We start from the raw sequence: 12,357 nt of genomic DNA, 5'->3' as shown, positions 1-12,357 counted from the left end.
CAGGAGAGCCCGACCCGGATGCCGGGAGAGCCCCACAACGCGGCGATCGGATGGTTCGGCCCGGCCTTCGACCGGCTGCACCCCTTGCTGCAGGCGCTGCATCGCGACGGCGGCGCGCTGGCCGGCGAGATCGAGCTGCGCAGCGGCCGCGGCCTCGCCGGCGTTCTCGGCCGGCGCCTGGCGCGCAGGCTCGGCATTCCGCTCGACCGCCCGCGCCGCGGTTTCCGCGTCGATATCGTCCACGAACCCGCGCACATGCTGTGGCTGCGCCGCTTCGACGACGGCAGCGAACTGCGCTCGGTGTTCGAACCGGTCGGGCATTGGCCCGACGGGCATTGGCTCGAAACCACCGGCCCGGTGCGCCTGCGCCTGGGCGTGGACCTCGACGGCGGCGGCTGGCGCTGGCGTTTGCTCGGCCTGAGCGCGCGCGGCCTGCCGCTGCCGCGCTTGCTGTTTCCGCGTACCGATGCGAGCAAGCGCATCGAGCGCATCGACGGCGAAGAACGCTATCGCTTCGCCGTCGTCTTCTCGTGGTTTCCCTTCGGCGAACTGCTGCGCTACCAAGGCGCACTGCACGCTGTCCCGGCCGTTACGGCCCCCTCGGCCGTTCCGGCCGGCGCGGCGAACGTCGCTGCGCACTGTTCCGCACAACGAGTGACTTCATGACCGATCGCATTCCCCTGCTCATCGACACCGACCCCGGCGTGGACGACGCCCTGGCGCTGCTGATGGCGTTCAACGACCCGCACCACCAGATCGTCGGCCTGACCATCGCCGCCGGCAACGTCGGCCTCAAGCACACCGTGGCCAACGCGCTGAAGCTGTGCGAAGTGGCCGGCCAGGACATCCCGGTGTTCGCCGGCGCCGACGCGCCGCTGCTGCATCCTTCGCCCGACGCCGGCTACGTGCACGGCCAGGACGGTTTCGGCGACGTCGGCTATGAGGCGGCCAAGCGCCAGGTCGAAGCCGAGCATGCGGCGCTGGCGATCATCCGCCTCTCGCACCAGCATGCCGGCAAGTTGCTGCTGGTCGCGCTGGGCCCGCTGACCAACGTCGCGCTCGCGCTCAAGCTCGATCCGACCTTGCCGCAGCGCATTGCGCGCCTGGTGGTGATGGGCGGCGCGGTGACCTGCCAGGGCAACATCACCCCGGCGGCGGAGTTCAACATCTACTTCGATCCGGAAGCCGCGCACATCGTGTTCGAGGCGTTCGAGCGCATCGACCTGGCCGATTGGGAAGCGGTGATGGCGCACGGCCTGCACCACGACCGCGTGGTCGGCTGGCTCGCCGCCGGCGCCGAGCGCGGCCGTTTCTACGAGCGCATTTCCGAGAAGACCCGGCTGTGGTCGATCGACCGCCGCGGCGACGAGTGGCATGCGGCCGATGCGTTGGCGATGGCGTTCGCGCTCGAACCCGACGGCGCGCTGGACGTGCAGGACCGGCCGGTGTCGATCGAACTGGACGGCACCCACAGCCGCGGCGCGACCGTGGTCGACTGGCGCCGGCAGGAAGGGCGCGCGGACAAGGTGTCGATCCTGATGAAATACGATCAGGCCCGGTTCGAGCGCTTGATCGCGGCGGCGCTGGCCGCGGGCTGAGGCGGCGCGGGCGAGGCCGGGCCGGAGTTCCGGTCCGGCTGGGTCTGGTCTGGTCTAGTCGTGCCGGGTCGTTCGAACCGGCGGGTTTCGCCGCCGCGGCGCGGCGTCCCGGCCGGGGTAGGGCGAAGCCGGGGTTCTCAATGGCCGCTGCGATCAAATTCTTTGTGCGGCCTGGACTTGCGCGAACCGCCAGGGCCTGTCTATACTGCTCGACTTTCCCGCACACCTTAAGGTTGAGTGCCATGAAGGCAGGCATCCATCCCGAATACCGCGACGTCGTGTTCCAGGACGTCACCACCGATTTCCAGATCCTGACCCGTTCGACCCTGTCGAGCAAGGAAACGATCAAGCTCGACGGCGCCGAGTATCCGCTGATCAAGGTCGATATCTCGTCGGCCTCGCACCCGTTCTACACGGGCAAGCACAAGATCATGGATACCAGCGGTCGCGTCGACAAGTTCCGCAAGCGTTACGGCGCGCAGAAGTAATCGCGTGCCGCGCCGGAGCGATCCGGCCGGAACTTGCAGCAAGCGCTTGGCTGTACGCACAACGGCTGCCCGCAAGGGCGGCCGTTTGCGTTTGCGTCCGGTTTGGCTGCCGACTTGGTCCAGCGCGGATGCTTTTGTGGGAGGGGCTTCAGCCCCGATGCTTTCCGTTCCGGTCGCCGCGACCTGACAGAAAAGCATCGGGGTTGAAGCCCCTCCCACCACAGCGGCCCCTTCCACAAAAGCCATCCCTCGTGTCGGGCGCGTTTGCCGGCGGATACGGCGCGACGAACCGGCCGCTCCGGCAAGCCGTCACACCGCCTGCATACCCGTCGGCCGCCCAGCGGATCGACGTCGCCCCGCGCCGCCCGCTGCCGCCGCGCCCCGCGAATCCAGCCGCCACATCCCGGCAACCGGGCGGTCGAATACTGACCGGTGGCCGCCTCCCGCGGCCGCGCCGACGCAACGATCCGTCGCGCCAAGCCCGCCGCCGCGACCAAAGTCCGAGCTTGGGCTCGGAATGCGTTGTGCGATAATTCACTATCGCAACGTGCTTGCGACCCCCCGTTGCCCTCCTGTCGCGGCCATCCCTGCGGCAGGCAGACTGAGGAGTGTTTCGTGTCCGAAGATTCCAACAAACGCCTGGACCAGGTGAGCGTCACCGCCGGCGATAAGAACTTTGCCCTGCCGGTGCAGCATCCCACCCTCGGCGCCTCCTGCGTCGACATCGGCAAGCTGCCGAAGGAAACCGGGATGTTCACCTACGACCCGGGCTTCACCGCGACGGCGAGCTGCAAGTCGGCCATCACCTACATCGACGGCGACGCCGGCGTGCTGCTGTACCGCGGCTACCCGATCGAGCAGTTGGCCGAGAAGTCGAACTTCCTCGAAGTCGCCTACCTGCTGATGAACGGCGAACTGCCGACCGCGGGCGAATTCTCCAAGTTCGAGCACGAGGTCACGCATCACACGATGATGCACGAGGCCTTCCGCACCTTCCTCTACGGTTTCCGCCACGACGCCCATCCGATGGCGATGCTGGTCGGCATGCTCGGCTCGATGGCGAGCTTCTACCACAACGAACTCGACCTGGAAGATCCGGAGCAGCGCCGCCTGGCCGCGATCCGTCTGATCGCCAAGGTCCCGACCATCGCCGCCGCCTGCCACCGCTATTCGATCGGCTGGCCGATCCGCTATCCCAAGAACAGCCTCGACTACACCACGCGCTTCCTGCACATGCTGTTCGAAGTGCCGAGCGAGCCGCTGGAGCTGAGCCCGGTCGCCGCCAAGGCGATGGACCTGCTGTTCATCCTGCACGCCGACCACGAGCAGAACGCCTCGACCTCGACCGTGCGTCTGGTCGGTTCCACCGGCGCCAACCCGTACGTGAGCGTCGCCTCGGGCGTCGCCGCGTTGTGGGGACCGGCGCACGGCGGCGCCAACGAAGCCGTGCTCAAGATGCTCAACGAGATCGGCCGTCCGGAGAACGTCAAGTCGGCGGTCGAAAAGGCCAAGGACAAGGAATCGGGCTTCCGCCTGATGGGCTTCGGCCACCGCGTCTACAAGAACTACGACCCGCGCGCCGCGCTGGTGCGCAAGATGACCCACGACGTGCTCGGCGAGCTGGGCATCAACGACCCGCTGCTGGACGTGGCGATGAAGCTGGAAGAGGCGGCGCTGAAGGACGACTACTTCGTCCAGCGCAAGCTCTACCCGAACGTCGACTTCTACTCCGGCATCATCTACAAGGCGCTCGGCATTCCGGTCGAGATGTTCACCGTCATGTTCGCCATCGCCCGCACCGCCGGCTGGGTGTCGCATTGGCTGGAACAGCAGAACGATCCGGAAAACAAGATCGGCCGTCCGCGCCAGATCTACACCGGCCACGGCGTGCGCGACTACGTCGCCGCCGACAAGCGCTGAGCCGCGCCGCGATCCGCCTCGCGCGGGTCGCAAGCGCTCGACGCCGGTAAACGCCCCGCTTCGGCGGGGCGTTTTCGTTTGCGGCGTCGGCGCGTGGCTCGGTGCGCGCCGGCCGCGGACGCGCATGGCGGCGATGGATCGCGCGCGGTCGCGGCGGGTGTCGGCGTCGAGGGGCCGCGCCATGCTTCGGCCGGAGGTTTTCGTGCGCAGCGTCGGCGCGCGGCTCAGTCCAACTCGGGGCCGCGGCCGCGCATGGCGGCGATGAAGTGCGCGTAGGCGGCGAGATCGGCCTGGGCGCCGGCGGGCAGGGCATCGCGTTGCCGGCGCGCCTGGCTTGCGGCTTCGCCGGCGCCGAGCGCGCCCTTGAGCACGCCTTCGCGCAACTCGCGCAGGCGTTGCAGGCTCAGGCCGGAGGCGTCGGCGTAGCGGTCGGCCTGGGCGATCAGGAATTCGGCGAGCGCCGGCGGCAGCCGCTGCGAGGGCGCGATGTCGGCGCGGGTGTAGGGATAGATGCGTTTCTGCTTCCACGGATCGAAACCGCGGGTGCCGAAGCTGTCGTTGCGGCCGAGGAAGATCAGCGTGGTCGGCACGACGATGCGCGCTTCGCGCGGCGGGCCGGGGCGGCTCCAGACCGCGACCGTGTGATTGGACGTGGGCCACAGCAGGCCGACGCCGCCGACGCCGCCCAGGCGCGCCAGCACGGCGTAGAACGCCGACAGTTCATCGCATTCGGCGACCGCGGTGGCGCGGTCGGGCGCCGGTGCGCGCACGCTCTGCCATTGCCGCCAGATCGCGTCCGAATTGGGTTCGCGGTCGGTGATCGCCCAGCGCAGGTTCCAATAGCCGCCGTCGCGCGAGGCTTCGAACAGCAACCGCAGCCAGGCGAAGTCGGCGTAGGGCAGCTGTTGCTCGCTCAGGCCCTGCGCGCGCAGCAGGGCGAGGTAATCGGCGCGCACCGCCGGGCTGCGTTGCGAGGCGGCGGCGCGGGCGCGCAGGCGCGCGACGAGGTCGGCGACGGTGGAGGCTGCTGCGCTGGCGCGCGCAGCCGGCGCGGGGCGGGGCTTGGCGGAGGCTGGGTTTGCGGAGGCCGGGCTGGCGGACGCGGCAGGCATCGCGCTGATGTCGGCGCCGGCGACCGACGCCAGCGCCGCAGACGCCATCGCGGCCGCCAGGAGCATGTTGCGGATGAGGCGGCGCGGATGCCGGCCGTCGGCCGCGGGGGCGGTGCGTGGTTGCAGTCCTTGCATGTCGCTTCGATCCGGTCGAGTGAGCCGCTGTCGCGGCCGTTGCGGAACGCCTTCGGCTTTTGTGGGAAGAACTTCAGTCCCGACGCCTTTCGATGCGCTCGCCGCGGTCTGGCACGAAAGCGTCGGGACTGAAGTCCCTCCCACAAGCGCCTCGTACGCATATGCAGGGCGATCGCAGATGCGGAGCGCTGCGCGGGAGCCCGGACGCAGGCGCCGCTGGCGCGCCCGGCTCAGCCGCGTTCGAACAGCGAGATTTCCTCTTCGGCCAGCATCTGCCGCACCTGCGCCGTCGAGGCGCGCTTCATCGGTTTCTCGTCGACGTTGGACAGCGGCGCCTGGCGCAGCACGTCCAGCGGCAGCACGGTCAGGTCGAAGCCCAACTCCTCGGCGCTGAACACCCAGACCGGGAAGTCCTCGGCGCGCTCGCGGTCCAGGCGCAGGCGGCGCTCGCGGGTCTCGGCCGGGATGTGGTGCTGTTCGAGGAAGCGCGGGACCGCTTCGAAATCGTCGCAGTACAGGTGCAGCGCGACCGGGCTGCGCGCGTCGGCGGTGCCCTCGAGCACCGGGCCGACCAGGCGCGGTTCGAAGCCGGCGAAGAACTCCATCGCCCGCAGCGCGGCCTCGCGGCGCTGGCGCAGGCCGTCGGCGTGCTCGCGCTGGAACAGGCGCTGGTACTCGCGCAGCGCGTCCTCGATCTCGCGGTTGGCCGGCAGCGAGGCGTCGTCGAAGATGCCGAGCCGCTCGGCGGCCTTGAGCTTGGCCTGGTGGTAGTCGCGGTAGCCGCTTTCGGCCATCAGCCGGGCCGCCTCGTGGGCGACGCGCCTGCGGCGCTCGCGGGTGCGGGTCTGCGCATGCTGGTGTGCGTGCTGTCGGGCCTGGTGCATCTCGACCTCCGGGCGGGCACGTCACGGCGAGGGCGCTCGCCGCGGCCGGGGTGCACCGGCAGCCCAAAGCTAGCACGTCCGCGCGGCGCGGCAATGTCCGCGCCGGGCCGCGCGGCGAGGCGCCAGATCGGGCAAGCGGGCGGTGTTCAGGCGGTTGCGGGAGGGCCTTCAGGCCGGATGCTCTTGTTTCTGATCGCCGCGACCTGACCGGAAAGCGTCGGGCCTGAAGGCCCTCCCACAACCGCTCGGAGCGTCGGGACTGAAGGCCCTCCCACAACCGCTCGGAGCGTCGGGTCTGAAGGCCTTCCCACAACCGCTCGAAGCATCGGGCCTGAAGTCCCTCCCACAAACGCCGCGGGCTGTCCTGCGAAAGCCGCGGCCCGGGCAGAAAAAAAGCCGCACGCGCGAGGCGTGCGGCTTTCGGTTTCGCGACGAGGCCGCGGTCAGAAGATGTCGAACGACTCTTCCGACGGCGCCTGGTCTTCGCTGCCGTAGTCGGTGTAGGTCTGCATCCGCTCCAGGTCCTCGGCCTTGACCCACTCGACGATGCCGCCGGCGCCGTCGGGAATCAGCGCGCCGCTGGCGCCGACGGAGACCTTGACCATGCCCTCCGGCGGTTCGTTGTCGCGGATCGGCTGGTCCTTGAGCGCCACGCGCATGTAGTCGATCCAGATCGGCAGCGCGGCCTTGCCGCCGTACTCGCGATAGCCCAGCGACTTGTAGTTGTCGCGGCCGACCCAGACGGTGGTGACGTAGGGGCCGCCGAAGCCGGAGAACCAGGCGTCGCGGTGGTCGTTGGTCGAGCCGGTCTTGCCGCCGACGTCGTCGCGGCCGAGCACCTTGGCCGCGGTGCCGGTGCCGCGCTTGACCACGTCGCGCAGCATCGAGACGATCTGGTAGGCGATGCGGTCGTCGATCGCGCGCGGCGCGACCTTGATCTGCGCGATCTCTTCCGGCGTGAGCTTCTTCGCCGGCTCCTCGGGCTTGGCCTTGTCCTTCTTGTCCTTCTTCGGATCGGGCTTCCTGGCGTCGGCGACCGCGCCCGGCGCCGGGCCCAGGTCGAAGCCGTCGACGACGTTGTTGGCCGGCAGCGCCGCGCTGGCGGTGCCGCCGCGGCCGACGCACTGCGGGCAGGCGGTGGCGGGCTTTTCCTTGAACACCACCGCGCCGGCGCGGTCCTTGACCTCGTCGATGAACCACGGATCGATGCGGAAACCGCCGTTGGCGAAGGTGGCGTAGCCGCGCGCGACCGACAGCGGGGTCAGCGAGGCGGTGCCCAGCGACATCGACAGGTTCGGCGGCAGTTGCTCGATGTCGAAGCCGAAGTGGCTGATGTACTTGCGCGCGAAGTCGACGCCGATGGCGTCGAGCAGGCGCACCGAGACCAGGTTGCGCGACTGCACCATCGCCTCGCGCACGCGCATCGGGCCGGCGAAGTTGCCGCCGTCGTTCTGCGGGCGCCACAGGTGGCCGCGGCGGTCCTTGAACACCACCGGGGCGTCGAGCACGATCGAGGCCGGGTTGTAGCCGCGCTCGAACGAGGCGGCGTACACGAACGGCTTGAAGCTCGAACCCGGCTGGCGCCGCGCCTGGGTGGCGCGGTTGAACTTGGCGCCGGCGAAGCTGTAGCCGCCGGACAGCGCGCGCAACGCGCCGTTGCCCGGTTCCAGCGAGACCAGAGCGGCCTGCGCCTGCGGCAACTGATCGAGGCGGTAGCTGATGGTCGGCGGCGCAGTCGGCGCCGCCGCCGGCTGCGCGGCGGTTTCGCCGGGCTTGGCCGCGGGCGCCGGCGCGGCGGTCTCGATCCGCGCCACCCGCACCAGATCGCCGCGCTTGAGCAGGCTGCCCGGGCTGCGGCCGAGGAAGCCTTGTTTCTCGCTCAGCGCGAGTTCGGTGCCGTCGCCGAGCACCACGCTGGCCTGGCCGCCGGCCGTCGACAGCACCACCGCCGGCAACAGGTTGGCCTGGGCCGGGATGCCGCGCAGGCGCACCTTGGCGGCGGTGGCGTCTTCGCTCGGGGCCAGTTCGAAGTGCTGCTCCACGCCGTGCCAGCCGTGGCGGCGGTCGTACACCGACAGGCCGTCGCGGATCGCCTTGTCGGCCGCGGTCTGCAGCTCCGGGTCGATGGTGGTGGTGACGTGGTAGCCCTTGGTCAGCGCTTCGGCGCCGTAACGGGCGACCATTTCCTGGCGCACCATTTCGGCCACGTACGGCGCGTACACCTCGACCGGACGCTCGTGCGGGCTGGCGTGCATCGCCACCGTCTTGGCCGCGTCGGCCTCGGCGCGGGTGACGAAGTTCTGCTCGGCCATGCGGTCGAGGATGTAGTCGCGGCGGATCTTGGCGCGGTCGGGATTGCTCAGCGGATTGCCGCTGGACGGGAACTTCGGGATGCCGGCGAGCGAGGCCATCTCGTCCAGGCTCAGCTCGTTCATCTTCTTGCCGTAGTAGAACTCGGCGGCGGCGCCGACGCCGTAGGCGCGGTTGCCGAAGAAGCTCTTGTTCAAGTACAGCTCGAAGATCTCGTCCTTGCTCAGCTCGCGCTCCATGCGCATCGCCAGCAGCATTTCGCCGAGCTTGCGCTTGTAGCTGTACTCCGAGCTCAGGAAGTACTGGCGCGCGACCTGCTGGGTGATGGTCGAGCCGCCGGGCACGCGCTTGTCGTCGGTGGTGGCCAGCAGCCACACCGCGCGCGCGATGCCTTTGTAGTCGATGCCGTGGTGGGTGTAGAAGCGCGAGTCTTCGATCGCGATGAACGCGTTCTTGAGCCGGTCGGGCACGTCCTCGATCGCCACCGGGTAGCGCCGGGTCTCGCCGAACATCGCCATCAGGCGGCCGTCGCGGGCGTAGACGTACATCGGCTCCTGCAGCTCGATCGTGCGCAGGGTCTCAACGTCCGGCAGCTTGGGCACGATCAGGTAGTACAGCGTGCCGAGCGCGATCGCGCCCAGCAGGGCCGCGCCGATGAACGCGTACAGCGCCCAGCGCAGCCAACGGCGAAGTCGGGACATCTATTGGGCTTCCGGGTGTCTTGGGGTCGTGGCGGGGAAGTATAGATGAGCGCGGAACGCGACCCGGGTCGCGCTTCGCCCGCGGCCGGGGTGACGCGGCGCGGCACCCCGGGGTGGGGCAGGCCGGTCCCGTCCGCGGGCGGCGGCGGGCGGGGCGGACTGGCGGGCGGGTCGCTGCGGGCTCGGCGCCGGGCCACCGCCGGGCCCGCTGGCGCTCACGCAGTCTCACGCGCGGCTGGCACGGCTTGCGCGAGCTGTGAGCGCGCGCGCACTGTGCGGTGGTGGTTCGCGGGCGAATTGCAGGCGCCGGCACGGATCGCGGTGCCGAGCCGGCGGCAGGATCGGGCGAACCCGAGCGCGCAAGCGCGGCGCGGACGCAGCGCATCCGGCCCCGGCCGCGCGAACCGCGCCCTGAATCGCGGTTTCGGGGGCTGCAGCGGTATGTGTCGCCCAGGTGGACTGACCGTGGCGGTCACGTGACGCCAAAGGTCAAAAAAGCACGACTGGGTTGGCAATCGTGAAAGAAGTGGTTGCCAGCCTGTGAAAAGTCCGTTATCTAAGCCGGGGCCACACGAAGTGCGCGTAAGCGCTTGTGGCATGGGGAGATAACTGTGGGACTCATCACAAAAAGCCAGCCGGCTCTCGTCGGCGTGGACATCAGTTCGACCGCGGTAAAGTTGCTGCAACTTTCGCGTGCGGGCAATCGCTACCGCGTTGAGCATTACGCGGTCGAGCCGTTGCCGCCGAACGCGGTGGTGGAAAAGAACATCGTCGAGGTCGAAGCGGTGGGCGAGGCGATCAAACGCGCCGTGGCCCGCTCGGGGACCCGCGCCAAGCACGCCGCCGCGGCGGTCGCCGGTTCCTCGGTGATCACCCGCGTCATCGGCATGCCGGCCGACCTGGACGAGGACGATCTGGAGTCGCAGGTCGAGCTGGAAGCGGCGAACTACGTGCCGTATCCGATCGACGAGGTCAACCACGATTTCGAAGTGCTCGGCCCGATGCCGGGCAGCCCGGACATGATCCAGGTGCTGCTCGCCGCGTCGCGTTCGGAGAACGTGGAAGTGCGCGCCTCGGCGCTGGAGCTCGGCGGCCTGACCCCGCGGGTCATGGACGTGGAAGCCTTCGCGATCGAGAACGCGTTCGCGCTGCTCGCCGACACCCTCAGCGGGCCGCGCGACGGCCTGGTCGCCCTGGTCGACTCGGGCGCGACCATGACCACGCTCAACGTCCTGCGCAACGGCCGCAGCCTCTATCACCGCGAGCAGGTGTTCGGCGGCAAGCAGCTGACCGACGAGGTCATGCGCCGTTACGGCCTGAGCTACGAGGAAGCCGGCCTGGCCAAGCGCCAGGGCGGGCTGCCGGAGAGCTACCAGGCCGAGGTGTTGGAGCCGTTCAAGGAAGCCATGGTCCAGCAGGTCAGCCGCCTGCTGCAGTTCTTCTACGCCGGCAGCGAGTTCAACCGCGTCGACCAGATCGTCCTGGCCGGCGGCGGCGCCTCGATCCCGCGCATCGCCGAGATGGTCGAAGAGCAGCTCGGCATCCCGACCACGGTGGCCAATCCGCTCGCGCACATGACCCTGGGGCCGCGCGTGCAGGCGCACGCGCTGGCGCAGGACGCTCCCGCGCTGATGATCGCCTGCGGCCTGGCCCTGAGGAGCTTCGACTGATGGCACGCATCAACCTGCTCCCGTGGCGCGCCGAGCGCCGCAAGGCACGGCAGAAGGAATTCGGCGCGATGCTGGGCCTGTCGGCCCTGGCCGCGGCGGCGCTGTCGTTCCTGATCGTCTTCTACTACAGCAACGAAATCAGCGGCCAGGAGAAGCGCAACAGCTTCCTCGACGGCCAGATCGCCGAGGTCGACAAGAAGATCGCGGAGATCGAGGAGCTCGACAAGAAGAAGGCCAAGCTGCTCGCGCGCAAGGAAGTGATCGAGAAGCTGCAGTCCAACCGCTCGCAGATGGTGCACCTGTTCGATTCGCTGGTGCGCACCATTCCCGACGGCGCGGTGCTGACCGCGATCAAGCAGGACGCCGAGACCCTGACCCTGGAAGGCCGCGCGCAGTCCAACGCCCGCGTCAGTACCTACATGCGCAACCTCGAGGTCTCCGGCTGGATGAGCAAGCCGGACCTGACCATCATCGAGGCCAAGGACGGCGGCGGTAAGGGCCTGCCGTACGAGTTCAAGCTGACGGTCAAGCTGGCCAATCCGAACGCGCCCAAGGACGAGGACGGCGACGGCATTCCCGACGCGCCGGCCGCTCCGGCCGAAGCCGCCGCGGCCAATGCGCCGGTCGCGGCCGCCGGTCCCGCTCCCGCGGGCGCCGCGCCCGCCGCCGCCGCTCCGGCCGCCAATGCGCCGGCCGCCGCCGGCAGCGCGCCCGCGGCTCCGGCCGCGGCCAAGCCCGGCCAGGCGCCCGCCGCGCCGGCGCAGCCGCCGGCCGCCAAGCCCGCCGCCGCGCCGGCCAAGCCCGCCGCGCCGGCCGCCGCCCCCACCAAGACTGGAGCCGCGTCGTGAGCAAGAAGGCTTCGATGAAGAACTTGGACTTCAACAACATCGGCAGCTGGCCGCGGCAGGCGCAGATCGTGTTCTGCGCCGTGGTCGGGCTGGTGATCGTCGGCCTGGCCTGGTACCTGTTCGTCAGCGACAAGCGCACCCAGCTGGAAAGCCTGGAGGGCAAGGAAACCGAGCTGCGCCAGACCTTCGAGACCAAGCAGGGGCGCGCCGCCAACCTCGAGCCGCTCAAGCAGCAGCTCACCCAGATGGAGCAGCAGTTGCAGCAGATGCTGCGCCAGCTGCCGAGCAAGACCGAGATGCCCGACCTGATCGTCGACATCTCGCAGACCGCGCTGGCCACCGGCATCTCCAACGAACTGTTCCAGCCCGGCGCTGAGGTTCCCAAGGAGTTCTACGCCGAGAAGCCGATCGCGCTGCGCATGGTCGGCACCTACCACCAGTTCGGCGCCTTCGTCAGCGGCGTGGCCTCGCTGCCGCGCGTGGTCATCATGACCATGCACGACATCTCGCTGAAGCCCAAGGGCAACAACAGCAAGGACGCGATGGGCGGGATCACCCCGAACAGCCCGCTGGAGCTGGCGGGCACGGTCAAGACCTATCGCTACCTAGACGAGGAAGAGATGGCCGCACAGAGCCCGCCCGCCGACGGGTCGGACGGCGCCAAGAAGGAGGGCAACTGACATGCGAGCGA

At 69.6% G+C, this 12,357-nt stretch carries 11 protein-coding genes and 3 pseudogenes; 8 read left to right on the top strand and 6 right to left on the bottom strand.

Annotation, left to right across the window (positions count from 1 at the left end; translation table 11 throughout):
* Positions 1–18: 18 nt before the first annotated feature.
* The 3 genes from JHW41_RS20110 (at position 19) to JHW41_RS20100 (ending at position 2,086) form a co-directional block, all read left to right on the top strand.
* Positions 19–666 carry a DUF4166 domain-containing protein gene (locus tag JHW41_RS20110; protein WP_250445042.1) on the top strand — a complete coding sequence of 216 codons (648 nt, stop codon included), beginning with the start codon at positions 19–21 and terminating at the stop codon, positions 664–666.
* Complete coding sequence (locus JHW41_RS20105) at positions 663–1,598, top strand: nucleoside hydrolase (protein WP_250445040.1); 936 nt, start codon at positions 663–665, stop codon at positions 1,596–1,598. The genes JHW41_RS20110 and JHW41_RS20105 overlap by 4 nt, the downstream gene beginning before the upstream one ends.
* Positions 1,599–1,840: 242 nt before the next feature.
* Complete coding sequence (locus tag JHW41_RS20100) at positions 1,841–2,086, top strand: type B 50S ribosomal protein L31 (protein WP_057946400.1); 246 nt, start codon at positions 1,841–1,843, stop codon at positions 2,084–2,086.
* A 135-nt stretch (positions 2,087–2,221) separates the two neighbouring features.
* Here JHW41_RS20100 and JHW41_RS27535 read toward each other — a convergent pair.
* A pseudogene (locus tag JHW41_RS27535) lies at positions 2,222–2,332 on the bottom strand (DUF6053 domain-containing protein); the annotation flags it as partial.
* 369 nt (positions 2,333–2,701) lie between these two features.
* Here JHW41_RS27535 and JHW41_RS20095 point away from each other — a divergent pair.
* Positions 2,702–4,006: a citrate synthase gene (locus JHW41_RS20095; RefSeq protein ID WP_250445037.1), complete on the top strand. Its 1,305-nt coding sequence runs from the start codon at positions 2,702–2,704 to the stop codon at positions 4,004–4,006.
* 224 nt (positions 4,007–4,230) lie between these two features.
* On the opposite strand, the gene JHW41_RS20090 is transcribed toward JHW41_RS20095, so the two are convergent.
* Complete coding sequence (locus tag JHW41_RS20090; RefSeq protein ID WP_250445028.1) at positions 4,231–5,253, bottom strand: hypothetical protein; 1,023 nt, start codon at positions 5,251–5,253, stop codon at positions 4,231–4,233.
* Here JHW41_RS20090 and JHW41_RS27530 point away from each other — a divergent pair.
* A pseudogene (locus tag JHW41_RS27530) lies at positions 5,183–5,365 on the top strand (hypothetical protein); the annotation flags it as partial. The gene JHW41_RS20090 and the pseudogene JHW41_RS27530 sit on opposite strands and share 71 nt — an antisense overlap.
* On the opposite strand, the pseudogene JHW41_RS27525 reads toward JHW41_RS27530, so the two are convergent.
* From JHW41_RS27525 to JHW41_RS20080, 4 genes and pseudogenes are all read right to left on the bottom strand, one after another.
* Positions 5,347–5,397: pseudogene (locus tag JHW41_RS27525) on the bottom strand (hypothetical protein); the annotation flags it as partial. The pseudogenes JHW41_RS27530 and JHW41_RS27525 sit on opposite strands and share 19 nt — an antisense overlap.
* A gap of 86 nt (positions 5,398–5,483) precedes the next feature.
* Positions 5,484–6,137: a hypothetical protein gene (locus tag JHW41_RS20085; RefSeq protein WP_078997211.1), complete on the bottom strand. Its 654-nt coding sequence runs from the start codon at positions 6,135–6,137 to the stop codon at positions 5,484–5,486.
* 146 nt (positions 6,138–6,283) lie between these two features.
* On the bottom strand, positions 6,284–6,463 hold the full coding sequence (locus JHW41_RS27520) for a DUF6053 domain-containing protein (RefSeq protein WP_428995406.1): 180 nt from the start codon (positions 6,461–6,463) through the stop codon (positions 6,284–6,286).
* A 117-nt stretch (positions 6,464–6,580) separates the two neighbouring features.
* Positions 6,581–9,148: a penicillin-binding protein 1A gene (locus tag JHW41_RS20080; protein ID WP_250445006.1), complete on the bottom strand. Its 2,568-nt coding sequence runs from the start codon at positions 9,146–9,148 to the stop codon at positions 6,581–6,583.
* Between the two features lie 611 nt (positions 9,149–9,759).
* Between JHW41_RS20080 and JHW41_RS20075 the strand changes: the two genes are divergently transcribed.
* The 3 genes from JHW41_RS20075 to JHW41_RS20065 are packed head-to-tail and all read left to right on the top strand — an operon-like array spanning position 9,760 to position 12,346.
* Positions 9,760–10,818, top strand: coding sequence for a pilus assembly protein PilM (locus JHW41_RS20075; RefSeq protein ID WP_057946404.1), 1,059 nt, complete (start codon positions 9,760–9,762; stop codon positions 10,816–10,818).
* The gene (locus JHW41_RS20070) at positions 10,818–11,666 is read left to right on the top strand and encodes a PilN domain-containing protein (RefSeq protein ID WP_250444989.1); all 849 of its coding nucleotides are present in this window, start codon (positions 10,818–10,820) and stop codon (positions 11,664–11,666) included. The genes JHW41_RS20075 and JHW41_RS20070 overlap by 1 nt, the downstream gene beginning before the upstream one ends.
* Positions 11,663–12,346 (top strand): type 4a pilus biogenesis protein PilO, encoded by a 684-nt coding sequence (locus JHW41_RS20065; RefSeq protein WP_057946406.1) that lies wholly within the window; start codon positions 11,663–11,665, stop codon positions 12,344–12,346. Before JHW41_RS20070 ends, JHW41_RS20065 begins: the two co-directional genes overlap by 4 nt.
* The last annotated feature ends 11 nt before the right edge of the window (positions 12,347–12,357 follow it).

This window comes from Lysobacter enzymogenes (assembly GCF_023617245.1).
GTDB classification, from domain to species: Bacteria; Pseudomonadota; Gammaproteobacteria; order Xanthomonadales; family Xanthomonadaceae; genus Lysobacter; species Lysobacter yananisis.
This window is presented reverse-complemented; position numbering and strand designations above follow the sequence as displayed.

Excerpts from the sequence above, each read along its gene's own strand:
- JHW41_RS20110 (WP_250445042.1), top strand. The coding sequence starts at position 19 with ATGCCGGGAGAGCCCCACAACGCGGCGATCGGATGGTTCGGCCCGGCC.
- JHW41_RS20105 (WP_250445040.1), top strand. The coding sequence starts at position 663 with ATGACCGATCGCATTCCCCTGCTCATCGACACCGACCCCGGCGTGGAC.
- JHW41_RS20100 (WP_057946400.1), top strand. The coding sequence starts at position 1,841 with ATGAAGGCAGGCATCCATCCCGAATACCGCGACGTCGTGTTCCAGGAC.
- JHW41_RS20090 (WP_250445028.1), bottom strand. The coding sequence starts at position 5,253 with ATGCAAGGACTGCAACCACGCACCGCCCCCGCGGCCGACGGCCGGCAT.
- JHW41_RS20085 (WP_078997211.1), bottom strand. The coding sequence starts at position 6,137 with ATGCACCAGGCCCGACAGCACGCACACCAGCATGCGCAGACCCGCACC.
- JHW41_RS27520 (WP_428995406.1), bottom strand. The coding sequence starts at position 6,463 with ATGCTTCGAGCGGTTGTGGGAAGGCCTTCAGACCCGACGCTCCGAGCG.
- JHW41_RS20080 (WP_250445006.1), bottom strand. The coding sequence starts at position 9,148 with ATGTCCCGACTTCGCCGTTGGCTGCGCTGGGCGCTGTACGCGTTCATC.
- JHW41_RS20070 (WP_250444989.1), top strand. The coding sequence starts at position 10,818 with ATGGCACGCATCAACCTGCTCCCGTGGCGCGCCGAGCGCCGCAAGGCA.